This is a genomic window from Pseudomonas sp. QC2, from assembly GCF_002859085.1.
Classification (GTDB): Bacteria; Pseudomonadota; Gammaproteobacteria; order Pseudomonadales; family Pseudomonadaceae; genus Aquipseudomonas; species Aquipseudomonas petroselini.
In genome coordinates this window covers 153,450-176,991 of sequence record NZ_PKKS01000024.1, presented here as the reverse complement: position 1 = coordinate 176,991, position 23,542 = coordinate 153,450, and the positions used below count along the sequence as shown (strand labels likewise).

Genomic DNA, 23,542 nt, shown 5'->3' with positions numbered 1-23,542 from the left:
AGCTTCCAGCCCAGGCCTACTCTGTTTGCCTGCCCGCGCTGAGCCGCCCACAAGGAAGGCCCCATGTTCGACCACCACGCCACACTCAAAAAGCACTTCAGTGCCCTGCGCACCCGCGCCGAATTTTTCTCGCTGCGTTATGTACGCGAATCCGGCCACTACCTGGCCGTACGCAAGAACGTCGCCGAACCGCCACACCTGAACCACGACGAGGGCGCCATGCTCACGGTGCGTGTCAACGGGGTGGAAGCCTACGCCGCGACCCACGACATTTCCCTCTCCGGCCTGCAAGCCGCCCTTGAGCGTGCCGAACAGCAAGCCCGGTTGATCAAGCCCCACGCCCTGCTCGACCTGCGCGACCAACACGTCTCCAGTGACGTCGCGGACTACCTGTCACCCGACCTCGACCAACCCTTTCCGTCCCTGAGCGATTGCTACCAACTGCTGGGGAGCGAGTCGGCCGCCGTCCCCCAGGACGAACGCCTGGTGAACTGGGAAGTCAGCCTTGGCCTGACCCACGTCGAGCAGATTTACCTCAACAACGCAGGCGCCGAACTGCGCCAAGCCCAGCGCTTTGTATTCCCCGGCGTCAACGTCACGGCCTATGACGGCAACGACAGCCAGTCGCGCACGCTCGGCGGCAGCAACTTCGGCCAGCAAGGTGGCTTCGACGTGATCAGCCGCTTCGGCCTGATCGGCGCCGCGCCGCGTATCGCCGACGAAGCCCTGCAACTGCTGCTGGCACCCAACACGCCACAGGGCCCGCGCGACCTGCTGCTGATGCCCGACCAGATGATCCTGCAGATCCACGAATCCATCGGCCATCCGCTGGAACTCGACCGCATCCTCGGCGATGAGCGCAATTACGCCGGCACCAGTTTCGTCAAGGCCAGCGACTTCGGCCACCTGCAATATGGCTCAACGCTGCTCAACGTGACCTTCGACCCGGACATCCCCGAACAACTCGCCAGCTACAGCCATGACGACGACGGCACCCGCGCCAGCAAACAGTTCCTGATCCGCGAAGGGCTGCTGCTCAAACCGCTGGGTGGAGCGTTGTCGCAGTTCCGCGCCGGCATGGGTGGCGTCGCCAACAGTCGCGCGTGCAGCTGGAACCGCCCGCCGATCGACCGCATGGCCAACCTGAATATCGAACCCGGCGACCAGAGCCTGGCGCAACTGATCGGCGGCATCGAGCACGGTATCTTGATGTCGACCAACCGCTCCTGGTCCATCGACGACGCGCGCAACAAATTCCAGTTCGGCTGCGAATGGGGCCAACTGATCGAAAACGGCGAACTCAAAGGCGTGGTGAAAAACCCCAACTACCGGGCCATTTCCGCGCAGTTCTGGCGCAAGCTCAGCGCCGTCGGCGACGCCAGCACGTTCAAGGTCCTGGGGACGCCGAACTGCGGCAAGGGCGAACCCAACCAGGTGATCCGCGTGGGCCATGCCTCGCCTGCCTGTGTATTCAGTGATGTCGATGTATTTGGGGGAGATGCCTGATGAACAACTTCAAGGCACTGGTGGATTGGCTCAAGCACGCCATCACCGACGGTGAACGCTTCCATCTGGGCTACGCGGATGAGTCGTCCGAGTTCGTGCGTTTCAACCATGCGCACGTGCGTCAGGCCGGGCAGGTGCAACAGGCCAGCCTCACGCTGAAACTGATCAACGACGGCCGTCACGCCGACCTGGGTATCACCCTGGGCGGCCAACCGGAAGTCGACCGCCAACGCCTCGCCGAGGGCCTGCAACAGTTGCGCGAAACCTTGCCGCTGCTGCCGCAGGACCCGTACCTGCTGCTGAACCATAACGCCTGGCAAAGCCATAACGAACAGGCCCGCCCCCTGCCCGACCTGGCCCTGGTGTTGGAAGACATCAGCCGCGCCGCGCAAGGCGTGGACTTGGTCGGTTTCTACGCCGCCGGGCCGATCAGCCGTGGTTTTGCCAGCTCCGACGGCGCCTTTGGCTGGCATCAGGCGAACAGCTTCAACTTCGACTTCAGCCTGTTCCATGCCAATGGCGAGGCCGTTAAAGCCAGCTACGCCGGTGACCAATGGGACAGTGCCGAATTCGCCCGTCGCTTCCAACTCGCCCGTGAACAGCTGGAATTCCTTGGCCGCCCGCTGCACAAACTGGCACCGGGGCAATACCGCGCCTACCTCGCGCCGGCGGCACTGGAAGAAATCATCAGCATCATCACCTGGGGTGGGTTTTCCGCCCAGGCCATCGCCAGCAAAGGCAGCTCGCTGCAAAAACTGTATGCCGGTGAACAGTCCCTGAGCCCGTTGGTGACGGTGAAAGAGCAGATCAGCGGCTCATTGAGCCAGGCGTTTTCCACCGAAGGCTACCCACGGGGCGATGTCACGCTGATCAGCGCCGGCAAAGCCGACGGCCAATTGGTGAACTCACGCAGCGCCGCCGAATACGGCCTCAGCGCCAACGGCGCCAGCCGTGATGAATCGCCCAGCGCCCTGCAAATAGCGGCGGGCAACCTGGCCCAGGCCGACATCCTCAAACAGTTGGGCACCGGGCTGTACATCAGCAACCTGTGGTACCTGAACTACTCCGACCTCCCGGCGGCGCGTCTTACCGGCATGACACGCTTCGCCACCTTCTGGGTGGAAGACGGCGAGATCAAAGCGCCGGTCAGCACCATGCGCTTTGATGACAGCGTCTACCAACTGCTGGGGTCGCAGTTGGAAGCGCTGACAGCGGATCGGGAACTGCTGCTGTCGGCCAGTACTTACAGCCAGCGCAACACGGCCTCCAACCTGCTGCCGGGCGCCCTGGTCAAACGCCTGACCCTCACCCTTTAAACACAGCAGGTCCCTGTGGGAGGGGGCAAGCCCTCCCACATTGTTCCGTGCTGGGTTCATACACCTTCGCTTTACACTTTCCTACGGTCAATTCTCGTCTGCCCAGTCTGCACGGGGCAGCCTGTTGTCGCCTGCAAAAAACCTCGTTATAACGGTTGGTGGCACCCCGCCACTCCCCCCACGAGAGCACGACCTTGCCCGGGAAGGGCAAGCTGGAGCGTTGACATGAACCATGGAAGTTTTGTCATTGAAAAGCTGTTCAAGCACTACAACGTTCATGTTGAGCAGCTGGGAAACAATCCGCAAAGAAAGACCGTGCTGATGGTCAATGGCGCGCTGTCCACCACACGCTCCTTTGCCCGCACCAGCAAATGCCTGGCCGAGCATTTCAATGTGTTGCTGTTCGACCTGCCGTTCTCCGGCTATTCCCGCGAACACAATACTGACCTGGACCTGGTCACGAAGGACGACGAAGTGCAAATCCTGCGCGCCCTGGTGGAGCGCTTCCAGGTCAACCATCTGGTGTCGGCGTCGTGGGGCGGTATCTCGACCCTGCTGACCCTGGCGCATAACCCGCCCTCCATTGAAAGCTCGGTGGTGATGGCCCTGGCGCCCAACCTCAACCAGGCGATGCTCGACTATGTGGAGCGTGTACGCGTGCTGATCGAAGCGGATGACAAATCCGCCGTCGGCCACTTGCTCAACGAGACCGTGGGCAAATACCTGTCATCCCGGCTCAAGCGCAACAACCATCGGCACCTGTCGACCATGGCCACCACCGAATACCGCCAGGCGCGTTTTCATATCCATCAGGTGCTGGCCTTGGGCGATGGCAACTACCTGCCGGCACTCAAGCAGATTGAAACACCGGTGCACTTTCTCAACGGTGCACTGGACGAATACACCCCGGCCGCCGAGGCAAAGGTGTTCCAGCAATACGTGGGGCGCAGCAGCTTTGCCGTGGCCGAACATACCGGCCACTTGCTCGACTTGGAGTCCCGCGAGGCCGCGCTGGCGGTACACCGGGCGTTGTTGGATTTCCTGGTGGGTGAGCACGCCGCATTGTCGGATTTAGACGAATCGCCAGTGGGAAAAGGAGCGACGGATGGCGCATAATCGCCAACACATAGCCTGCTAACAAAAAGGTTTTCCATGCCGAATCGCGTCCCGCTCGATGCCAAGACCGCCCGCTGGCTCCCCTGGGTGGTCGCGATTGCCTTCTTCATGCAGTCGCTGGACGGGACGATCCTCAACACCGCTTTGCCGGCCATGGCCCGGGACCTCGCGGAAAACCCGCTGCGCATGCAAGGGGTGGTGATCGCGTACATGCTCACCGTCGCCTTGCTGATCCCGGCCTCGGGCTGGATCGCCGACCGCTTCGGCACCAAGAAAATCTTCTTTGGCGCAATCATGCTGTTCAGCATTGGCTCGCTGCTGTGCGCCTTGTCCAGCAGCTTGACCATGCTGGTGGGCGCACGGGTGATCCAAGGGTTGGGCGGCGCGCTGATGCTGCCGGTGGGGCGACTGGTGGTGCTGCGTGCCTACCCCCGCTCCGAGCTGGTGCGCATCATGGGGTTCATTACCATCCCCGGCCTGCTCGGCCCGTTGCTGGGCCCGACGATGGGCGGCTGGATGGTGCAATACCTGACCTGGCACTGGATCTTCCTGATCAACCTGCCGGTGGGCATGGTCGGTTGTTATGCCGTGTGGAAACTGATCCCCGACCTGCGGGGCAGTGAACGCACGCGCTTCGACGGTATCGGTTTTCTGTTGTTTGGCGCGGCGATGGTGCTGATCACCATCGCCATGGAAGGCCTGGGCGAACTGCACCTGCCGCACCTGCGGGTGATGTTGCTGCTGTTCGGTGGCCTGGCGTGCCTGGCGGCGTATTGGCTGCGCGCCGGGCATATCGACAACCCGTTGTTTTCGCCGGTGCTGTTCAAGACGCGCACCTTCGCCGTGGGCATTCTGGGTAACCTGTTCGCGCGCCTGGGCAGCGGCGCGCTGCCGTTCCTGGTGCCGCTGCTGTTGCAGGTCGCGCTGGGTTACTCGCCGTCCGAAGCGGGCATGAGCATGTTGCCCCTGGCAGCGGCGGCGATGTTTGCCAAATCCATCGCCCGCACGCTGATCGAACGCCTCGGCTACCGCATCGTGCTCACCGGCAACACCCTGGCGCTGGGCATCATGCTCGCCAGCATGGGCCTGGTCAGCGAGCACACGCCCTACCCGCTGCTGTTGTGCATGCTGGCGGTACTGGGGGCGATCAACTCCCTGCAATTTACCGCGATGAACACCGTCACCCTGATCGACCTCGATGATGCTCAGGCCAGCAGCGGTAACAGTTTGCTCTCGGTGGTGGCGCAATTGTCGCTGAGCCTCGGGGTGGCGTGCGCCGGTGCACTGCTGGGCGGATTTACCGCCGAAACGGGCAATGACGGGGTAGAAAGCGTGCTTGGCGCGTTCCAGTTAACCTTCCTCACAGTAGGCATCATGGCGATGCTGGCGGCGGCGATCTTCCTGCAACTGTCGCCAAAAGACGGCAAACGTGTGGTCAGCCGTGAGCACGACATTGAGCACTGACAGGCTTCTCGTCTAGAACTTGCAGGGAAATTCCCACGAGACTGGTACACTGCGCGACATTTTGTTTTGCAGAGCCAGTCCCGTGACTACCATCGCCACCGCTTTTAATACTTTGCCCCTGTCCGCCGCCATGCTGGCTAACCTCGACTCGCTGGGTTATGTCGAGATGACGCAGATCCAGGCGCAAAGCTTGCCGGTGATCCTCAAAGGGCTGGACCTGATTGCGCAGGCCAAGACCGGCAGCGGCAAGACCGCTGCGTTCGGCATCGGCCTGTTGAACCCGATCAACCCGCGCTACTTCGGCTGCCAGGCCCTGGTCATGTGCCCGACCCGTGAGCTGGCCGACCAGGTCGCCAAGGAAATCCGTCGCCTGGCCCGCGCCGAAGACAACATCAAGGTGCTGACCCTGTGCGGCGGCGTGTCCCTCGGCCCGCAGATCGCCTCCCTGGAACACGGCGCCCACGTCATCGTCGGCACGCCGGGCCGTATCCAGCAGCACCTGCGCAAGGGTTCGCTGGTGCTGGATGGCCTGAACACGCTGATCCTCGACGAAGCCGACCGCATGCTCGACATGGGCTTCTACGACGCCATCGAAGACATCATCAGCAAGACCCCGCCGCGCCGCCAGACCCTGCTGTTCTCGGCCACCTACCCGGTGAGCATCAAACAGCTGGCCTCGAAGTTCATGCGCGCGCCGCAGCAAGTGAAGGCCGAAGCGTTCCACTCAGATGACCAGATCGAGCAGCGTTTCTATGAGATCTCGCCGGAAGAGCGCATGGAAGCCGTGACCAAGGTCCTGGCGCACTTCCGCCCGGCCTCCTGCGTCGCCTTCTGCTTCACCAAGCAGCAAGTGCAGGAAACCGTGGATCACCTGACCGCCAAGGGTATTTCCGCCGTCGGCCTGCATGGTGACCTGGAACAGCGCGACCGTGACCAGGTACTGGCGATGTTCGCCAACCGCAGCACGTCCGTGCTGGTGGCCACCGACGTCGCCGCCCGTGGCTTGGACATCGACTCGCTGGACATGGTGATCAACGTCGAACTGGCCCGCGATTCGGAAATCCACATCCACCGCGTCGGCCGTACCGGTCGTGCCGGTGAGACCGGGATTGCCATCAGCCTGGTCGCCCCGTCCGAAGCACACCGCGCCCAGGCCATCGAGCAACTGCAGAAGTCGCCGCTGAACTGGGACCAACTGGACAACCTCAAGCCGCAAAGCGGTGGCCCGCTGCTGCCGCAGATGAGCACCTTGTGCATCGCTGCCGGGCGTAAAGACAAGGTTCGTCCGGGCGATATCCTCGGCGCCCTGACCGGTGAAGCCGGTATCCCCGGTGCCCAGGTCGGCAAGATCGCGATCTTTGACTTCCAGGCGTTCGTGGCCGTGGAACGCGGGATCGCCAAGCAGGCGTTGCAGCGCTTGAACGACGGCAAGATCAAAGGCCGGTCGTTGCGCGTGCGGATCCTGTAAATATCTCCGATTCAATGGAGATCTAATGTGGGGGCTGGCTTGCTGTGGTGAGCGGGCTTGCCCCGCGCTGGGTTGCGAAGCAGCCCCAAAAGCTTGGGAGCGCTACGCACTCCAGCGCGGGGCAAGCCCGCTCACCACAACAGCCCCCTCCCACATTTGACTGTATTTCAAATTAGAACGTGTATGAGGACATTGCAGTGCGCTCGACCGAAGTTGTGATCATTGGCGCCGGCGCCGCAGGCTTGATGTGTGCACTGACCGCCGCCGGGCGTGGGCGCAAGGTGATGTTGATCGACCATGCGAACAAGGCCGGCAAGAAGATCCTGATGTCCGGCGGTGGCCGCTGCAATTTCACTAACATGTACACCGAGCCGGCCAATTTCCTTTCGCACAACGAACACTTCTGTAAATCCGCCCTGGCCCGCTACACCCAGTGGGATTTCATCGGGCTGGTGGCCAAGCACGGCGTGCCGTACCACGAGAAGAAGCTCGGCCAGCTGTTCTGCGATAACAAATCCAGCGACATTCTCGGCATGCTGCTCGATGAATGCATTCAGGTCGGTGTGAGCATGCACCTGGACACGTCGGTCCAGGAGATTGCCAAGCTGGACGCCGGTTATCAGTTGCAAACCACCTTGGGTGAACTGCGCTGCGAATCCCTGGTGATCGCCACGGGCGGCCTGTCGATTCCGACCCTGGGCGCCACCGGCTTTGGTTACCAGGTGGCCAAGCAATTCGGCCATGAACTGCTACCGACCCGCGCCGGGCTGGTACCGTTCACCATCACTGACCAGCTCAAGGACCTGTGCGGCGAGCTGTCCGGTACGTCGGTGGATTGCCTGGTGAGCTGCAACGGCCAGAGCTTTCGCGAGAACATTCTGTTTACCCACCGTGGCCTGAGCGGGCCGGCGATCTTGCAGGTCTCCTCGTACTGGGAACCCGGCGACACCGTAGAGATCAACCTGCTGCCCGACCATGACGCTCACACCTGGCTGCAACAGCAACAGGCCGAGCGTCCGAACAGCGAGCTGAAAACCCTGCTGGGCGAGATCTTCACCAAGAAAATGGCCAACCTGCTGGCGGACAGCTGGTTTGTGTCCAAGCCGATGAAGCAGTACACCCACGCTGAAATCGCCGACATCGCGCAGAAACTCGGCAACTGGCAACTGGTGCCGGCGGGCACCGAGGGCTATCGCACCGCCGAGGTGACCCTGGGTGGCGTGGACACGCGGGAAGTGTCGTCCAAGACCATGGAATCGCTGAAAAGCCCGGGGTTGTACTTTATCGGTGAAGTGCTGGATGTGACCGGCCACCTGGGCGGGTTCAACTTCCAGTGGGCGTGGGCGTCGGGCTACGCAGCCGCGCAATACGCCTGACTGAAAGATGCACTCGGTCGAAATGTGGGAGGGGGCTTGCCCCCGATTGCGGTGTATCAGTAACAGATGTACTGACTGACACACTGCTATCGGGGGCAAGCCCCCTCCCACATTTGGTTTAGGGTGTGTCTGGGAGATATTTTGCGAATTGATGTGATCGCCACGCTTGCCGTGGCGTCCTTGATAGCTCAATTTAACGGCATCGTCCCGGAAGACTCCAGCCTTCATGTCATCGACCTCGTTCAAGCAGTCCATGCGGCGCCTGTGGGCGCTGGATAAATTCAGCTACAGCATTCGGGTATTCATCGCCCTCACCGGCAGCATGGCGCTGTGCTGGTACCAAGATGAAATGACGCTGCTGATCCCACTGTTCCTGGGGATTATCGCCAGCGCCCTGGCCGAGACCGATGACAGCTGGCAAGGTCGCCTCAACGCCCTGGCAGTAACGCTGGTGTGTTTCAGCATCGCCGCACTGTCGGTGGAGCTGCTGTTCCCTTATCCCTGGATCTTCGCGATCTCCCTGGCCCTGGCCACCTTCTGCCTGACCATGCTCGGCGCCTTGGGCGAACGCTATGGCGCGATTGCCTCGGCGACGCTGATTCTGTCGGTGTACACCATGATCGGCGTGGACCAGCGCGGTGGCGCGGTCTCCGATTTCTGGCATGAACCGCTGCTGCTGGTGGCCGGTGCCGCCTGGTACGGCGTGCTGTCGGTGCTGTGGCAGGCGCTGTTTTCCAACCAGCCGGTGCAACAGAGCCTGGCGCGGTTGTTTCGCGAATTGGGGCGTTACCTCAAGCTCAAGTCGTCGTTGTTCGAACCGATCCGCCAACTGGATGTGGAAGCGCGGCGCCTGGAACTGGCGCAGCAGAACGGCCGGGTGGTGGCGGCGCTCAACGCGGCGAAGGAAATCATCCTGCACCGCGTAGGCAATGGTCGCCCCGGCTCGAAAGTCAGCCGCTACCTGAAGCTGTATTTCCTCGCCCAGGACATCCACGAACGCGCCAGCTCGTCCCACTACCCCTACAACGCGCTGGCCGAGGCCTTCTTCCACAGCGACGTGCTGTTCCGTTGCCAGCGCCTGTTGCGCCAGCAGGGCAAGGCCTGCCAGGCCCTGGCCGAATCGATTCAATTGCGCCAGCCGTTCATCTATGACGACAGCTTCGCCGAAGCCCTGGGCGACCTGAACGCGTCCCTGGAACACCTGCGCATCCAGAGCAACCCAGCCTGGCGCGGCCTGCTGCGCTCGTTGCGCGCCCTCGCGGCCAACCTGTCCACGCTGGATCGCCTGCTGGGCGACGCCAGCAACCCCGACAGCCTGGCGGACGCCACCGACAGCAACCTGCTGGACCGCGCCCCGCGCAACCTCAAGGAAATGTGGACGCGCCTGCGCACGCAGATGACGCCGACCTCGCTGCTGTTCCGCCATGCGCTGCGCCTGTCGCTGGCGCTGACCGTCGGCTACGGCATGCTGCATGCGATCCACGCCTCCCAAGGCTACTGGATCATCCTCACTACGCTGTTCGTGTGCCAACCGAACTACGGTGCTACCCGGCGCAAGCTCGGCCAGCGGATCATCGGCACCGCCATCGGCCTCACCGTGGCCTGGGCGCTGTTCGACCTGTTCCCGAGCCCCCTGGTGCAGTCGATGTTCGCCATCGCCGCCGGCCTGGTGTTCTTTATCAACCGCACCACCCGCTACACCCTGGCCACCGCCGCCATCACCTTGATGGTGCTGTTCTGCTTCAACCAGGTCGGCGATGGCTATGGGCTGTTCCTGCCACGCCTGTTCGATACCTTGCTCGGCAGCTTGATTGCGGGCCTGGCGGTGTTCCTGTTCCTGCCGGACTGGCAAGGCCGGCGCCTGAACAAAGTGCTGGCCAACACCCTGACCTGCAACAGCATCTACCTGCGCCAGATCATGCAGCAATACGCCGCCGGCAAGAGCGACGACCTGGCCTACCGCCTGGCCCGGCGCAACGCACACAACGCCGATGCGGCGCTGTCCACCACCTTGGCGAACATGTTGATGGAGCCAGGGCACTTCCGGAAGGAGGCGGACGTAGGCTTCCGTTTCCTGGTGCTGTCGCACACATTGCTCAGCTACTTGTCAGGGTTGGGTGCGCATCGGGAAACCCAACTGCCGGCCGAGGTGCGTGAGCACTTGATCGAAGGCGCCGGTAATACCTTGGCGGCGAGCATCGATGACATTGCCAGCGGGCTGGCCAACAAGCAGCCGATTGCGATTCAGAGCGATGCCGAGGAAGCACTGGCGGCGGACCTGGAACAGATGCCGGATGAGATTGATGAAGGGCAACGGTTGGTGCAGACGCAACTGGCGTTGATTTGTCGCCAGTTGGGGCCGTTGCGCACGCTGGCAGCGCATTTGATCAAGGACACCCGCGCAGCTTAGAGCGCTATCGGGAGCAAGCCCCCTCCCACATTCGACTGCCTTCCCAATGGATGTACGCGGTTGAATGTGGGAGCGGGCTTGCTCGCGAAGAGGCCCTCAAGACCACTACATCCCGTGCTGCTTCATCAACCGCGCATAACTGCCATCAGCCTTCATCTTGACAATCTCTCGGTCAAAGGCAGCGACGATCTGCTCATGCTCCGGGTGTTTCAGGCTGACCAGGATATGCAGGCTGTTTTCGCTCAGCGGCTGGGGTAAAAACTCCACCGCATTGCGCACCCGCGCCGATTCACGGGACAGGTAATAGCGCGCCACATATTCATCCTCCAACGTCAGCCGCACCCGCTGCGCCGCGAGCATGCGCACCGCCATGGCGAAGTTATGCACAGGGACTTTCTGTAGCTGAGGGTCCCCGTCGAACGCCGCCGAATAGGCATACCCGCGCACCACGGCGATGGGGTAGTCGTGCAGTTGCGCGAGGTTCTGGAACTCGATGGGATCGTCGCGGCGCTTGATGAAGCGCACGCGGTTGAGCAGGTATTCGCCGGAGAACTGCCCCAGCTGTGTGCGGGCATCGTCATACCAGGCGTTGACCAGCACGTCATAGCGCCCATCGCCCACGCCCATCAGCGCACGGGCCCACGGCACCTGTTCAAAATCACTCGCATAGCCCGCACGGGCCAAGGCGGTGCTAACGATGTCCGTGGCCAGCCCGCCGTTGATCAGGGTGGAATCGGTAAACGGTGGCCAGGCATCCGCTACCAGGCGCAGGCGCTGTGCGAACGCAGGCGTCGCCAGCAACAACACTCCAATCAAAGCAACGGCACGAGAGAATCGCGGCATGCTCAAAATCCTTGACAGGCAGGCGGTGGCCTTAGCCCAGGCGGGGCCCGAGGTTCTAACAGTAGCTCAGATTACACAAAGAAGCCGACGGCAAACGCACTCAATGATGGCAATTTGATTTCACTCACAAAAATAGCTCACTTAGACAGCAGTGACGGCTGCGCTTACTATCCGGAACAGACATTGATAAGAGAACACGCCATGACAGTTGAATGGGTCTGCAAACATCACGATGACCTGGGCAAGGAACAGCTTTACGCCATCCTGCGCCTGCGCAACGAGGTCTTTGTCGTGGAGCAAAAATGCCTTTACCAGGATCTTGACGGGCAGGACTTGTCGGGCGACACCCACCACCTGATGGCCTGGCAGGATGATCAACTCGTGGCGTACCTGCGCCTGCTGGACCCGGAATCCCAGGGCGGCGATGTGGTGATCGGCCGAGTGATTGTGGCGCCCGTGGCGCGCGGCACCGGGCTGGGGCATCGGATGATGGAAGAGACGCTAGAGCGGATTGCCGATATATGGCCGCAGACGCCGATATTCCTCTCAGCCCAGGCGCATTTGCAGGGGTATTACGGGCGGTATGGGTTTGTGGTGGCGGGTGAGGAATACCTTGAGGATGATATTCCCCATATAGGGATGCGCCGCGCCTGAGGGCCTCTTCGCAGGCAAGCCAGCGCCCACATTCGAGAGTATTCACCGATCAAAGGTGGGAGTGGGCTTGCCCGCGATAGCGCCAGTTCACACACCGCCGAACTTCAGGGATACCCCAACACCTGCTTCACCGAAGCCAGATTCGCCTCGATCCACCGCCGATCAATCGCCCCCCAGCTGCGAATCCGATAGTGCCCGGCGTGGTTGCGGGCGCCGTCTTCCTGTTCGAACTCACACACGATATCCAAGTCGGCCAATGCCGCAATCGTATCCTGGGCCGTACGCCGAGGCATGCCCGTGGCGTCGGTCAGCGCCGGGACGCTGCTCGCCTGGCCACTGTCGATCAGGTACGCCACATACAGGCGGCGGTAGAAGCTGCTCTTGGTCTTGCTCACATCCATGGTCGGTCGCCTTGTGCGGTCAGGGTTTGCCCTGCAGGTCGCGATACGTGAGGTAGACCCGCAGGTCGAATTCCACCTGATGGTAGCCCGGCATCATGTACTCACAGAGTTTGTAGAACGCCTTGTTGTGGTCCGACTCCTTGAAGTGCGCCAGTTCGTGGACCACGATCATGCGCAGGAACTCGGGCGCGGCCTCCTTGAACAGCGCCGCAATGCGGATCTCTTTCTTGGATTTAAGATTGCCGCCCTGCACCCGCGAAATCGTAGTGTGCAGGCCGAGGGCGCGGTGGGTCAGGTCCAGGCGGTTATCAAACAGCACTTTGTCGATGGCCGGCGCGTTGCGCAGGTGCTCCTGCTTCAAGGCCAGGGCGTAGGCGTACAGGGCCTTGTCGCTCTGCACCGCGTGGCGCTCGGGGTAACGCTGTTCCAGGTAAGCGCCCAACTGATCCTTGGCGATCATCTGGCGCACTTGCTCTTGGAGGGCTGCAGGATAAGCCTGGAGGTATTTCAGCGCGGTCATGGGGCTCGGCAACAGGGTTCGGAGGGTCGCCAGTGTAACGAATTCAACGCACGCGGGCGCGTGACCAGTCCACCACGTCCTCGGCCACCATCGGCTGCGCCGCCCACGGGCCCTGGATATACGCGCAACCATTGGCCTTGAGCCATTGGGCTTGCTCCGAGGTTTCCACACCTTCGGCGACCACGAGCACATCAAAATGCCCGCACAGCTCGATGATACTGCGCGCCATCACCGCATCCCGTGCCGAGCCCGGCAGGCGGGCGATCAACTGCGGGTCGAGCTTGAGGGTGTCGAAGGCCAGGTCGCGCAGATGTGCCAGGGAACAGTTGCCCGAACCGAAGTCATCCAGGGCAATCCGCACACCGATCTGGCGCAATAACTTCAGCTGCTTGCCGGACTCTTCCAGGTTACTCGTCAGGCTGTCTTCGCTGATTTCCACCTCCAACTGGCGCCCCTGCAACCCATGGCGCTCAAGCACCTGCTGCAGTTGGGCCGCCAGGTTGGGCATATTGAACTGATGGCTGCTCAAGCTCACGCTCAGGACCAGTTCCTGATCGAAGGTGGCTTGCCAGGCCAGGCGCTGGGCGGCGACCTGTTGGTAAATCCAGCTACTCAGCTGGCTGATCAAGCGCGCCTCCTCCAGCAATGGCAAGAACAGCCCTGGCGGCACATCGCCGACACTCGGATGCTGCCAGCGCAACAGCGCTTCGACACCGCGCAAACGCCCGTCCGCCAGGGAAACCTGGGGCTGGTAGACCAGGGTGAAATCCTTGTTTTGAATCGCCGTGCGCACGCTGTCTTCCAGCATCAGGCGCGAACGGGCGCGGCCGTTCATTTCCTGGTCGTAATAGCGATATTGCTGACGGCCCGCACGCTTGGCTTCGTACATGGCGATGTCAGCCGCGCGCAGCAGGCCGTTCAAGTCCGAGCCGCAATCCGGGAACGTGGCGATGCCGATGCTGACGCCGAGCATCACATCCAGGCCCTCCACCTGCTGGCAGATCGACACGCGTTCGATCAGTTTTTCCGCGATCTTCGCCGCTTGCTCGGGGAACTCCAGCTCTAAAAGCGCGGTGAATTCGTCCCCGCCCATGCGCCCCAGAATGTCATAGGAGCGCAGGCAACCCTGTAACTGCTCCGAGACCCAGCGCAATACCCGGTCGCCGGCGTCATGGCCCAGGGAATCATTGACCCGCTTGAAGCCGTCAAGGTCCAGGTAGAGCAATACCAGCGATTGCTCTACCCGCTCGCTGCGCAGCAGGGTGTTCTCCACCGCCTGATAGAAACCACGCCGATTGAGCAGCCCGGTCAGCGGGTCAGTGACGGCCTGGAACTCCAGTTGTTGGTGCAGGTGGCGCACCTCGGACATGTCCAGCACCGTCACCACCATGGCCTTCTGTTCGGCGGGCAACGGTGCACAGGACAAGGCCACCGGCACCTGCTGGCCCCGGCCGGTGCGCAAGATCGCATCATGCAGGCGCCAGGTTTCGCCGTCGCGGTAACCGGCATACATCTGCGACTCCAGCCACGCGGGCACATGGGGTTTCTGCAGGAAGCTCAAGAACTCTTGCCCCTGCAGCTCATCCATCGTGGCATTGAGCAAGCGTGAAATCGCCGGGTTGGCGTACTCGATCACGCCCTCCTCACTCACCACCAGAATGCCCTCGGCGGCGTTGTCCAACACCGACGCATTAAAGGCGCGGGCAGACTCCAAATCATGACTCAGGCGCTGCAAGGCACGGCGATTACGCTGGTGCTCCAGCAACGCCTGGACCTTGGGCTTGAGGATATGCGGGTCGAAGGGTTTGAACAGGTAATCGATGGCACCGCTGGCGTAGCCCTCCAGCACAGCGGCCGGGGATTGCGCATTGGCACTGAGGAAGATGATCGGCGTCATGCGGGTGCGCTGGTTGCCACGCATCAGGCGGGCCACCTCGAAGCCGTCCATGCCGGGCATTTTCACGTCCAATAACACCAGGTCGACGTCATGCTTGAGTAGTAACTCCAGGGCTTCCACACCGGAACCGGCGGTGACCACTTGCCAGTCTTCGCGCTGTAAAAGTGCACGCATGCTGACCAGGTTTTCCGGATAGTCATCGACTACCAGCAAAACCGATCCGCCATCGCCTAGGTGTGGAGCGCAATCCATGCTACGTCTCTTCCTTGAAGGAGCTGCTCCGGTCACTTCTGGTATAAAACCCGGACAAATACTGAGGCCTCACTCTAGCCTCGGTTCCGGAAAATCAGAAGTGACCGCGGTGCCATCATCGCGCCAAAGTTCAGGAAGCCGACTAACGGTCAGGGTCTGGAGGCCACGGCGCATGGGAAACATGGCTTTTTGGCATTCCTTTGGCGCCAATAATTTGCCAGTGATTAATTAACAAGCGCAGGACTACCGCCTATAAAGAACCTGTCTGGCCCAAGGGCCATAGCCTATACCCCTCTGTAAAAAGGCCTACGCCATGATTGATCTTTCCACCTGGAACCTGAGCATTCCGGTCGGCTCCCCGCCCGCCACCATCGAGACCCCAAAGCTGATGAGCGGCTTCAAAGACCAGTATTTCCAGGCCGAAGGCAGCAATGTGCAATTCTGGACCCCCGTCACCGGCACCCGCACCGAAAATGCCGTGTACCCGCGCAGCGAATTGCGCGAGACCTACGCCGATGGGCGCCTGCGCAACTGGACCTACCCGGATGCGGACAACTTCCTGCGCGCCACCCTGACCGTCAATCAGGTGCCCTCTACCGGCAAAATCGTGATTGGGCAGATTCATGCGTACGACAGCCAGAAGCCGCTGATCAAGCTGGAATACCAATTCAAGGAAAAAACCCAGACCGGCAATATCGTCGCCAAGGTGCGCATGCGCCCGGATGACGGCGAAGGGCGGGTGATCACCGTGGCGTCGAATGTGCCGCTGGAGAAGAGCTTCACCTACGTGATCAACCTCAATAAGGCGGGGTTGCTGAGTGTGTACGCCGCGGACGGTGAGTGGAATGAGCGCATTGGTGCGGCGTGGGGCGCCAAGCCGCTGTACTTCAAGGCGGGGGCGTATGTGCAGGACAACAGTGGGGACAGCAAGGAAGGCGCGCGGGTGACGTTTGCCAAGTTGGACATTGATCACGACTGAGCATCGCCTCATCTCGTGTAGGCCTTGTCCTAACACGCCCAGAGATCATTCGCTTTCTTGAACACGCCAACGAACCCTGTGGGAGCCGGGCTTGCCCGCGATGGCGGTGTATCAGCCGAACTATTCGCTGACTGGCACACCGCCATCGCGGGCAAGCCCGGCTCCCACACGGGTTCTGTGTCCTACAGGGCCGTTGCGGCGAATCAGGTCGGCGCTTATAGTTCGCCCCGTCGCCGGCATTGAATGGCGATAGGGTTTCGCAGCCCTACCGAGTTAAAACCACAACCGTCAAAGCAGCCCCGGTATTCTTGCCGATGGCCGTCTTTGTTATGGCGGTTGTGCGTGGGAGACCTTCGGGTCTGCCGGGTCTTAACTCCTCGGTCTGCGAACCCGCGCACAGCTGCCACCCTATTTGTTTCGCAGCAAACGGTGGCCATTCTTCACTTGAGTTAAGGATTTGCCATGAAGAACCAACTACCGCCCCGCCGCTTCTACCCCTGCGCCGAAAACGCTACCGATAACCCCGTCCTATTGATCGACAGCGCCGCCCCATTGCTGGACCTCCACGCCTGCCTGCGAGAACGCCTTAACGCCGCCCTCGAGCATCTCAACCTGATGGCCTGCTCCAGCCTGCCGGACTTCGCCGAGCGTGACCTGAACAATGCGGCCAATACGGCGCGCATTCTGGTGCAGGACGTCAGCGATGTGTTCCGCGTCATCGAACACCGTGGTTTCGATACCCTCAACGCCGCCTGACCCAATCGCAGCCATAAAAAAGCCCGCATCGCTGCGGGCTCCTTTTAAACGTCCCAGGCTCAGTTCACCTTGGCGTTCAACTCACCTTTCAGGTAACGCTGGTACATCGCTTCCAACGAGATCGGCTTGATCTTCGAAGCGTTACCCGCAGTGCCGAACGCTTCGTAGCGTGCGATACACACATCCCGCATCGCAGTCACGGTAGCGCCGAAGAATTTACGCGGGTCGAACTCGCTCGGGTTGGTCGCCATCAAACGGCGCATCGCACCCGTGGACGCCAAACGCAGGTCGGTGTCGATGTTGACCTTGCGCACGCCGTACTTGATGCCTTCGACGATTTCTTCAACCGGTACGCCGTAGGTTTCTTTGATGTCGCCGCCGTACTGGTTGATGATCGCCAGCCACTCTTGCGGGACCGAGGAAGAACCGTGCATCACCAGGTGGGTGTTAGGGATGCGCTTGTGGATTTCCTTGATGCGGTCGATGGCCAGCACGTCGCCGGTAGGCGGCTTGGTGAACTTGTAGGCGCCGTGGCTGGTGCCGATGGCGATGGCCAGGGCGTCAACTTGGGTCTTCTTCACGAAGTCAGCCGCTTCTTCCGGGTCGGTCAGCATCTGGCTGTGATCCAGCACGCCTTCAGCGCCGATGCCGTCTTCTTCGCCGGCCATACCGGTTTCCAGGGAACCCAGGCAGCCCAGCTCACCTTCAACCGATACGCCGCAGGCGTGAGCCATGGCCACGGTTTGTTGGGTGACGCGGACGTTGTATTCGTAGTCGGTCGGGGTCTTGCCGTCTTCGCCGAGGGAGCCGTCCATCATGACCGAGCTGAAGCCCAGTTGGATGGAGCGCTGGCACACGTCAGGGCTGGTGCCGTGGTCCTGGTGCATGCACACCGGGATGTGTGGGAATTCTTCGATCGCAGCAAGGATCAGGTGACGCAGGAAGGGCGCGCCGGCGTATTTGCGCGCACCGGCCGAAGCCTGGACGATCACGGGGGAGTCGGTCTTGTCAGCGGCTTCCATGATGGCGCGCATCTGCTCAAGGTTGTTGACGTTAAAGGCTGGGACGCCGTAGCCGAACTCGGCTGCGTGGTCCAGCATTTGACGCATGCTGATAAGTGCCATTGTGTTGTCTCTCCCGGTCGAGGGTCGTTAATCGTGCAAGCCTGCCGTAGCGGCGGCTGCTATTCAAGTTATTGCGGGTCAGGGTTTGCATGCCTGGCCTGCTGAATCGTTATTGCTGATGAGGCTGACCCAAATTCCAGTCTGGAATCGAATCAATGTGGGAGGGGGCTTGCCCCCGATGGCTGCGGTTCACCCAACGAAGTCGGTGCCTGACACACCGCTATCGGGGGCAAGCCCCCTCCCACATTTGGATCTCATTAATTTCAAGACCCTGGTGTCTCTATTGGGCTTTACAGCCCCGCCCGATCAAATCATCGGTGGCGACCCAGTAAACCAGGCCTTCCTCACCTTTTGTGTGAAACGCCAGCTGATCGTTGGCATACAGCACACCCGAGGCGGCAACCTCCTGCTTGAGGCGATAAACCTGGTCGGAACCGCCGAGGCGTACATCCACCTCGCTACGAGCCTGGTTGGCAAAGCGCCAGTTGACCTCGGCCTTGCTGTCGCAGGTCCAGGTGGTCCATTTATCGGCAGGCTCTGCCTTATTGAACATGTTCATGCTGCTGCAGCCGGCCAACAGGGCCAGGGCTGCCAGGGCGAAAACGCCTTTCATTGCCAATCCTCACAGGGCGACCAGGGGGCCGCCGCTGCTGTCGGTTAGTTGATCAGACCCGTCAAGGGCAACCCTGTTCCTGACCGTTGGGCGCGGAGTCGTATTTCTCCAGCCGTTCGTTGCCGATGCGCTTGTTGATCACCGGCATGGTCTCGGCTTGCCAGTCCGCCTGGTAGCAGCTTTTTTTCTGCTGCGCCGCAGGCTTTCCAGCTTCCGGCTCTGCGTTTGGCGTGCTGCTGCAGCCGGCCAACAGGCCCGCTGCGATCAACAATGCCAACGACTTGATCATGGGAATACTCCTTTTCCGGATCACGCGCCTTAACCTTTGGCCCGGGTTTCCAGCACTTCAACGGCCGGCAGGACTTTGCCTTCGACGAATTCAAGGAATGCGCCGCCACCGGTAGAAATGTAGGAGATCTGGTCAGCAACGCCATATTTATCGATGGCCGCGAGGGTGTCGCCGCCGCCGGCGATGGAGAATGCAGAGCTTTCGGCGATGGCCTTGGCCAGCACTTTGGTGCCGTTGCCGAACTGGTCGAACTCAAACACGCCGACCGGACCGTTCCACAGGATGGTCTGGGAAGCTTTCAGCAGTTCGGCGAAGTTGGCCGCGGTTTGCGGGCCGATATCCAGGATCATGTCGTCGTCAGCCACGTCAGCGATCAGCTTGACGGTGGCTTCGGCGCTTTCGGCAAATTCCTTGGCGACGACCACGTCCACCGGCAGCGGCACGCTGACTTTGGCGGCGATAGCACGAGCGGTGTCGAGCAGGTCCGGCTCGTACAGGGACTTGCCCACCGGGTGACCGGCAGCGGCCAGGAAGGTGTTGGCAATGCCGCCGCCGACGATCAGCTGATTGCAGATCTGGCTGAGGCTGTTGAGCACGTCCAGCTTGGTGGACACCTTGGAGCCAGCGACGATGGCGGCCATCGGTTGCGCGGGAGCGCCCAGGGCCTTGCCCAGTGCATCCAGTTCAGCGGCCAGCAGCGGGCCAGCAGCGGCAACCTTGGCGAACTTGGCCACGCCGTGGGTCGAACCCTCGGCGCGGTGAGCAGTGCCGAACGCGTCCATCACGAACACGTCGCACAGCGCAGCGTATTGCTGGGCCAGTTCGTCGCTGTTCTTTTTCTCGCCTTTGTTGAAGCGCACGTTTTCGAACAGCACGATGTCGCCGGCCTTCACGTCAACGCCACCCAGGTAGTCAGCCACCAGCGGCACGTCGCGGCCCAGGGCTTTGCTGAGGTACTCGGCTACCGGCTTGAGGCTGTTTTCGGCGGAGAACTCACCCTCGGTCGGACGACCCAGGTGGGAGCAGACCATCACGGCCGCGCCTTTTTCCAGGGCCAGCTTGATGGTCGGCAGCGAGGCCAGGATTCGCGCATCGCTGGTGACAACACCGTCCTTGACTGGGACGTTGAGGTCTTCGCGAATCAGTACGCGCTTACCTTGCAGATCGAGGTCGGTCATCTTCAACACGGTCATGGGTGGCAGTTCCTGAATTACTGTTGAGGTTGTTTAGAGGCGATATGCAGATAATGTTCCGCAACGTCGAGCATTCGGTTGGCAAAACCCCATTCGTTGTCGAACCAGGCCAGGATGTTCACCAGCCTCGGGCCGGAAACGCGGGTCTGGCTGGCATCGACAATGGCCGAATGCGGATCATGGTTGAAATCACAACTGGCGTGGGGCAACTCGGTGTAGGCCAGCAAGCCTTTGAGCGGCCCGCTGGTGGCGGCGTCGCGCAGGATCCGGTTGACCTCCGTCGCATCGGTGTCGCTGACGGTTTGCATGGTGATGTCCAGGCAGGACACGTTCACCGTCGGCACCCGTACGGCTTTGGCCTGGATTCGCCCGGCAAGTTCCGGCAACAGTCGCTCGATACCGCGTGCCAGCCCGGTGGACACCGGAATCACTGACTGGAACGCCGAGCGCGTGCGGCGCAGGTCTTCGTGATGGTAGGCGTCGATCACCGGCTGGTCGTTCATCGCCGAGTGAATCGTGGTGATCGACACGTAGTCCAGCCCGATCGCCTGATCCAACAGGCGCAACAATGGCACGCTGCAGTTGGTGGTACACGAGGCGTTGGACACCAGCAGCTCGTTGCCGGTCAGGCAATCCTGGTTGATGCCGTAGACGATGGTGGCGTCGACATCCGCCTCGCTTGCCATCGGCTGGGAAAACAGCACACGCGGTGCGCCAGCGTCGAGGAAACGCTGGCCATCGGCACGGGTGTGATAAGCGCCGGAGCATTCCAACACCAGGTCGACGCCCAGCGCCGCCCAGTCGATGCCCTCGGGGGTGGCACTGCGCAGGACTTTCACGCAGTCGCCATTGATATGCAGACAATCGCCCTCGACCCGCACTTCACCGGGGAACCGGCCGTGTGTGGAGTCAAAGCGTGTCAGGTATTCGATGCTGGCCATGTCGGCCAAATCGTTGATCGCGACAATTTCAAACCCGGCAGCCGCCCCTCGCTCGAACAGAGCACGCAAGACGCAACGACCAATGCGGCCGTAGCCGTTGAGTGCAACTTTGTAGGGACGCGGTTGGGGCATGGGGTTCTCGATCAATGTTAGTTCGGTGTTGAATGTTCTGACGCCATCGCGGGCAAGCCCGCTCCCACATTAGACCGCGATCCAAATGTGGGAGCGGGCTTGCCCGCGATGGCACCAGTACAGACAACGCAGACTGACTTAGTCTTCCAGCAGCTCTTCAGCCTGACCCAGGATATTTTCCAGGGTGAAGCCGAACTCTTCGAACAACGCTGGCGCCGGCGCCGACTCACCGTAGGTGGTCATGCCGATCACGCGGCCTTCCAGGCCCACGTACTTGTACCAGTAGTCGGCATGCGCCGCTTCGATGGCGATACGCGCGCTGACCTGCAACGGCAGCACCGATTGCTTGTAGCCGGCGTCCTGGGCTTCGAACACGCTGGTGCATGGCATGGACACAACACGCACGTTGCGGCCTTGGGCGGTCAGCTTGTCGTAGGCCTGGACGGTCAGGCCCACTTCGGAACCGGTGGAGATCAGGATCAGCTCAGGCTCGCCGATGCAGTCCTTGAGCACGTAGCCGCCACGGCTGATGTCGGCGATCTGTGCGTCGGTACGCACTTGGTGCTGCAGGTTCTGGCGCGAGAAGATCAGCGCCGAAGGGCCGTCCTTGCGTTCGATGGCGTGCTTCCAGGCCACGGCGGATTCGACCGCGTCGGCTGGGCGCCAGCAATCCAGGTTCGGCGTGGTACGCAGGCTGGTCAGTTGCTCGACCGGCTGGTGCGTCGGACCGTCTTCGCCGAGGCCGATGGAGTCGTGGGTGTACACGTGGATGACGCGCTTCTTCATCAGCGCGGCCATGCGTACGGCGTTGCGGGCGTATTCCATGAACATCAGGAAGGTCGCGCCGTAAGGCACCAGGCCACCGTGCAGGGACACGCCGTTCATGATGGCGCTCATGCCGAACTCGCGTACGCCGTAGTACATGTAGTTGCCGCTGGCGTCTTCAGCCGAAACACCCTTGCAGCCTTTCCACAGGGTCAGGTTGGAACCGGCCAGGTCGGCGGAACCGCCGAGGAACTCAGGCAGCAGCGGGCCAAAGGCGTTCAGGGTGTTCTGGCTGGCTTTACGGCTGGCGATGGTCTCGCCCTTGGCCGCGACTTCGGCGATGTAGGCCGAGGCTTTTTCCGAGAAGTCGGCAGGCAGGTCACCGGCCAAGCGGCGTACCAGTTCGTTGGCCAGCGCCGGGAATTCGGCGGAGTAGGCCGCAAAACGCTGGTCCCACTCGGCTTCGGCGGCCAGGCCTTTTTCCTTGGCATCCCACTCGGCATAGATGTCGGCCGGGATTTCGAACGGGCCATGGTTCCACTTCAGTGCTTCACGGGTCAGGGCGATTTCCGCGTCACCCAGCGGGGCGCCGTGGCAGTCTTCTTTGCCCTGCTTGTTCGGCGAACCGAAACCGATGGTGGTCTTGCAGCAGATCAGGGTCGGCTGAGCGCTCTTGCGGGCGGTGTCGATGGCGATCTTGATTTCTTCCGGATCGTGGCCGTCGACGTTGCGGATCACCTGCCAGTTGTAGGCTTCGAAACGCTTAGGGGTGTCATCGGTGAACCAGCCTTCGACTTCGCCGTCGATGGAGATGCCGTTGTCATCGTAGAACGCGATCAGCTTGCCCAGGCCCAGGGTACCGGCCAGGGAAGCGACTTCGTGGGAAATGCCTTCCATCATGCAGCCATCACCCAGGAACACGTAGGTGTGGTGGTCGACGATGTCGTGGCCGGGACGGTTGAACTGCGCGCCCAGGACTTTTTCCGCCAGCGCGAAGCCCACGGCGTTGGCCAGGCCTTGGCCCAGGGGACCGGTGGTGGTCTCGACGCCTGGGGTGTAGCCGAATTCAGGGTGGCCGGGGGTGCGGCTGTGCAGCTGGCGGAAGCTCTTGAGGTCATCGATGGTGACGTCGTAGCCGGTCAGGTGCAGCAGCGAATAAATCAGCATCGAGCCGTGGCCGTTGGACAGCACGAAGCGGTCACGGTCGGCGAACGATGGGTTGCTCGGGTTGTGTTTCAGGTAGTCACGCCAAAGTACCTCGGCGATATCCGCCATGCCCATCGGGGCACCGGGATGGCCGCTGTTGGCTTTTTGCACGGCATCCATGCTGAGGGCACGAATGGCGTTGGCACGCTCACGACGGCTGGGCATCGCTGATCTCCTGGGGTTTGCTGAAAAGAAACGGAAAAAAGGACCGGCATTTTCCCTCAGCCACCGCCTGCGGGCAATGACAGATAGTCACTTGTGGGTGTTTTTCCTGTGCTTTGGGCGGCATTCGCTTGCAGAAACCGTTAACCGGTTCGTCTA

The 23,542-nt window shown here is 61.5% G+C and carries 20 protein-coding genes; 10 read left to right on the top strand and 10 right to left on the bottom strand.

From position 1 onward, the window contains the following. Positions 1 to 63 precede the first annotated feature (63 nt). From QCBJ_RS25910 to yccS, 7 genes are all read left to right on the top strand, one after another. Positions 64 to 1,506, top strand: coding sequence for a TldD/PmbA family protein (locus tag QCBJ_RS25910; protein WP_093542487.1), 1,443 nt, complete (start codon positions 64 to 66; stop codon positions 1,504 to 1,506). Next, positions 1,506 to 2,822, top strand: a complete 1,317-nt coding sequence (locus QCBJ_RS25905; protein WP_015886278.1) for a TldD/PmbA family protein — start codon at positions 1,506 to 1,508, stop codon at positions 2,820 to 2,822. Before QCBJ_RS25910 ends, QCBJ_RS25905 begins: the two co-directional genes overlap by 1 nt. 225 nt (positions 2,823 to 3,047) lie before the next feature. After that, positions 3,048 to 3,938, top strand: coding sequence for an alpha/beta fold hydrolase (locus QCBJ_RS25900; RefSeq protein ID WP_015886279.1), 891 nt, complete (start codon positions 3,048 to 3,050; stop codon positions 3,936 to 3,938). 36 nt (positions 3,939 to 3,974) lie between these two features. Continuing rightward, entirely contained in the window at positions 3,975 to 5,402 is a 1,428-nt protein-coding gene (gene mdtD / locus QCBJ_RS25895) for a multidrug transporter subunit MdtD (protein WP_015886280.1), read from the top strand. 130 nt (positions 5,403 to 5,532) lie between these two features. Continuing rightward, on the top strand, positions 5,533 to 6,870 hold the full coding sequence (dbpA, locus tag QCBJ_RS25890) for an ATP-dependent RNA helicase DbpA (protein ID WP_231809651.1): 1,338 nt from the start codon (positions 5,533 to 5,535) through the stop codon (positions 6,868 to 6,870). Positions 6,871 to 7,067: 197 nt separating this feature from the next. Continuing rightward, positions 7,068 to 8,246 carry an NAD(P)/FAD-dependent oxidoreductase gene (locus QCBJ_RS25885; protein WP_102061883.1) on the top strand — a complete coding sequence of 393 codons (1,179 nt, stop codon included), beginning with the start codon at positions 7,068 to 7,070 and terminating at the stop codon, positions 8,244 to 8,246. 226 nt (positions 8,247 to 8,472) lie between these two features. After that, positions 8,473 to 10,656 carry a YccS family putative transporter gene (yccS, locus tag QCBJ_RS25880; RefSeq protein ID WP_015886283.1) on the top strand — a complete coding sequence of 728 codons (2,184 nt, stop codon included), beginning with the start codon at positions 8,473 to 8,475 and terminating at the stop codon, positions 10,654 to 10,656. 105 nt (positions 10,657 to 10,761) lie between these two features. On the opposite strand, the gene QCBJ_RS25875 is transcribed toward yccS, so the two are convergent. Next, on the bottom strand, positions 10,762 to 11,499 hold the full coding sequence (locus QCBJ_RS25875; protein ID WP_093542493.1) for an ABC transporter substrate-binding protein: 738 nt from the start codon (positions 11,497 to 11,499) through the stop codon (positions 10,762 to 10,764). 201 nt (positions 11,500 to 11,700) lie between these two features. Here QCBJ_RS25875 and QCBJ_RS25870 point away from each other — a divergent pair, with 201 nt between their 5' ends. Next, positions 11,701 to 12,153, top strand: coding sequence for a GNAT family N-acetyltransferase (locus tag QCBJ_RS25870; RefSeq protein ID WP_015886285.1), 453 nt, complete (start codon positions 11,701 to 11,703; stop codon positions 12,151 to 12,153). A 104-nt stretch (positions 12,154 to 12,257) separates the two neighbouring features. Here the strand turns inward: QCBJ_RS25870 and QCBJ_RS25865 are convergent, their stop codons facing one another. From QCBJ_RS25865 to QCBJ_RS25855, 3 genes are read right to left on the bottom strand one after another with little or no spacing between them, the layout of a single operon-like run. After that, on the bottom strand, positions 12,258 to 12,554 hold the full coding sequence (locus QCBJ_RS25865) for a helix-turn-helix domain-containing protein (RefSeq protein WP_015886286.1): 297 nt from the start codon (positions 12,552 to 12,554) through the stop codon (positions 12,258 to 12,260). 19 nt (positions 12,555 to 12,573) lie between these two features. After that, positions 12,574 to 13,074: a M48 family metallopeptidase gene (locus tag QCBJ_RS25860; protein ID WP_015886287.1), complete on the bottom strand. Its 501-nt coding sequence runs from the start codon at positions 13,072 to 13,074 to the stop codon at positions 12,574 to 12,576. 43 nt (positions 13,075 to 13,117) lie between these two features. Next, positions 13,118 to 15,223, bottom strand: a complete 2,106-nt coding sequence (locus tag QCBJ_RS25855; RefSeq protein WP_046034963.1) for a bifunctional diguanylate cyclase/phosphodiesterase — start codon at positions 15,221 to 15,223, stop codon at positions 13,118 to 13,120. A 313-nt stretch (positions 15,224 to 15,536) separates the two neighbouring features. On the opposite strand from QCBJ_RS25855, the gene QCBJ_RS25850 reads away from it, so the two are divergent. After that, a complete protein-coding gene (locus QCBJ_RS25850) occupies positions 15,537 to 16,202 on the top strand; it encodes a polysaccharide lyase family 7 protein (RefSeq protein ID WP_043206023.1) in 666 nt (221 codons plus the stop codon). Positions 16,203 to 16,664: 462 nt separating this feature from the next. Continuing rightward, positions 16,665 to 16,958, top strand: coding sequence for a fructose-bisphosphate aldolase (locus tag QCBJ_RS25840; RefSeq protein WP_102061881.1), 294 nt, complete (start codon positions 16,665 to 16,667; stop codon positions 16,956 to 16,958). Positions 16,959 to 17,017: 59 nt separating this feature from the next. Here QCBJ_RS25840 and fba read toward each other — a convergent pair whose 3' ends face one another. The 6 genes from fba to tkt form a co-directional block, all read right to left on the bottom strand. Further along, positions 17,018 to 18,082, bottom strand: coding sequence for a class II fructose-bisphosphate aldolase (gene fba / locus QCBJ_RS25835; protein WP_003177554.1), 1,065 nt, complete (start codon positions 18,080 to 18,082; stop codon positions 17,018 to 17,020). Between the two features lie 280 nt (positions 18,083 to 18,362). Then, positions 18,363 to 18,695 (bottom strand): MliC family protein, encoded by a 333-nt coding sequence (locus tag QCBJ_RS25830; RefSeq protein ID WP_015886291.1) that lies wholly within the window; start codon positions 18,693 to 18,695, stop codon positions 18,363 to 18,365. 61 nt (positions 18,696 to 18,756) lie between these two features. After that, entirely contained in the window at positions 18,757 to 18,984 is a 228-nt protein-coding gene (locus QCBJ_RS25825) for a hypothetical protein (RefSeq protein ID WP_102061880.1), read from the bottom strand. A 29-nt stretch (positions 18,985 to 19,013) separates the two neighbouring features. Continuing rightward, a complete protein-coding gene (locus QCBJ_RS25820; RefSeq protein WP_015886293.1) occupies positions 19,014 to 20,177 on the bottom strand; it encodes a phosphoglycerate kinase in 1,164 nt (387 codons plus the stop codon). Positions 20,178 to 20,194: 17 nt separating this feature from the next. Next, a complete protein-coding gene (epd, locus tag QCBJ_RS25815) occupies positions 20,195 to 21,250 on the bottom strand; it encodes an erythrose-4-phosphate dehydrogenase (protein ID WP_058415149.1) in 1,056 nt (351 codons plus the stop codon). 138 nt (positions 21,251 to 21,388) lie between these two features. Continuing rightward, entirely contained in the window at positions 21,389 to 23,386 is a 1,998-nt protein-coding gene (gene tkt, locus QCBJ_RS25810; RefSeq protein ID WP_101219845.1) for a transketolase, read from the bottom strand. Positions 23,387 to 23,542: the final 156 nt, after the last annotated feature.

What these genes read in the sequence shown, in the direction of transcription:
- mdtD (WP_015886280.1), top strand. Translation starts at nt 3,975, where the DNA reads ATGCCGAATCGCGTCCCGCTCGATGCCAAGACCGCCCGCTGGCTCCCC.
- QCBJ_RS25855 (WP_046034963.1), bottom strand. Translation starts at nt 15,223, where the DNA reads ATGGATTGCGCTCCACACCTAGGCGATGGCGGATCGGTTTTGCTGGTA.
- QCBJ_RS25905 (WP_015886278.1), top strand. Translation starts at nt 1,506, where the DNA reads ATGAACAACTTCAAGGCACTGGTGGATTGGCTCAAGCACGCCATCACC.
- QCBJ_RS25825 (WP_102061880.1), bottom strand. Translation starts at nt 18,984, where the DNA reads ATGATCAAGTCGTTGGCATTGTTGATCGCAGCGGGCCTGTTGGCCGGC.
- QCBJ_RS25870 (WP_015886285.1), top strand. Translation starts at nt 11,701, where the DNA reads ATGACAGTTGAATGGGTCTGCAAACATCACGATGACCTGGGCAAGGAA.
- yccS (WP_015886283.1), top strand. Translation starts at nt 8,473, where the DNA reads ATGTCATCGACCTCGTTCAAGCAGTCCATGCGGCGCCTGTGGGCGCTG.
- QCBJ_RS25900 (WP_015886279.1), top strand. Translation starts at nt 3,048, where the DNA reads ATGAACCATGGAAGTTTTGTCATTGAAAAGCTGTTCAAGCACTACAAC.
- QCBJ_RS25865 (WP_015886286.1), bottom strand. Translation starts at nt 12,554, where the DNA reads ATGGATGTGAGCAAGACCAAGAGCAGCTTCTACCGCCGCCTGTATGTG.
- tkt (WP_101219845.1), bottom strand. Translation starts at nt 23,386, where the DNA reads ATGCCCAGCCGTCGTGAGCGTGCCAACGCCATTCGTGCCCTCAGCATG.
- QCBJ_RS25875 (WP_093542493.1), bottom strand. Translation starts at nt 11,499, where the DNA reads ATGCCGCGATTCTCTCGTGCCGTTGCTTTGATTGGAGTGTTGTTGCTG.
- dbpA (WP_231809651.1), top strand. Translation starts at nt 5,533, where the DNA reads ATGCTGGCTAACCTCGACTCGCTGGGTTATGTCGAGATGACGCAGATC.
- QCBJ_RS25820 (WP_015886293.1), bottom strand. Translation starts at nt 20,177, where the DNA reads ATGACCGTGTTGAAGATGACCGACCTCGATCTGCAAGGTAAGCGCGTA.
- QCBJ_RS25850 (WP_043206023.1), top strand. Translation starts at nt 15,537, where the DNA reads ATGATTGATCTTTCCACCTGGAACCTGAGCATTCCGGTCGGCTCCCCG.
- QCBJ_RS25830 (WP_015886291.1), bottom strand. Translation starts at nt 18,695, where the DNA reads ATGAAAGGCGTTTTCGCCCTGGCAGCCCTGGCCCTGTTGGCCGGCTGC.
- QCBJ_RS25910 (WP_093542487.1), top strand. Translation starts at nt 64, where the DNA reads ATGTTCGACCACCACGCCACACTCAAAAAGCACTTCAGTGCCCTGCGC.
- fba (WP_003177554.1), bottom strand. Translation starts at nt 18,082, where the DNA reads ATGGCACTTATCAGCATGCGTCAAATGCTGGACCACGCAGCCGAGTTC.
- QCBJ_RS25840 (WP_102061881.1), top strand. Translation starts at nt 16,665, where the DNA reads ATGAAGAACCAACTACCGCCCCGCCGCTTCTACCCCTGCGCCGAAAAC.
- QCBJ_RS25860 (WP_015886287.1), bottom strand. Translation starts at nt 13,074, where the DNA reads ATGACCGCGCTGAAATACCTCCAGGCTTATCCTGCAGCCCTCCAAGAG.
- epd (WP_058415149.1), bottom strand. Translation starts at nt 21,250, where the DNA reads ATGCCCCAACCGCGTCCCTACAAAGTTGCACTCAACGGCTACGGCCGC.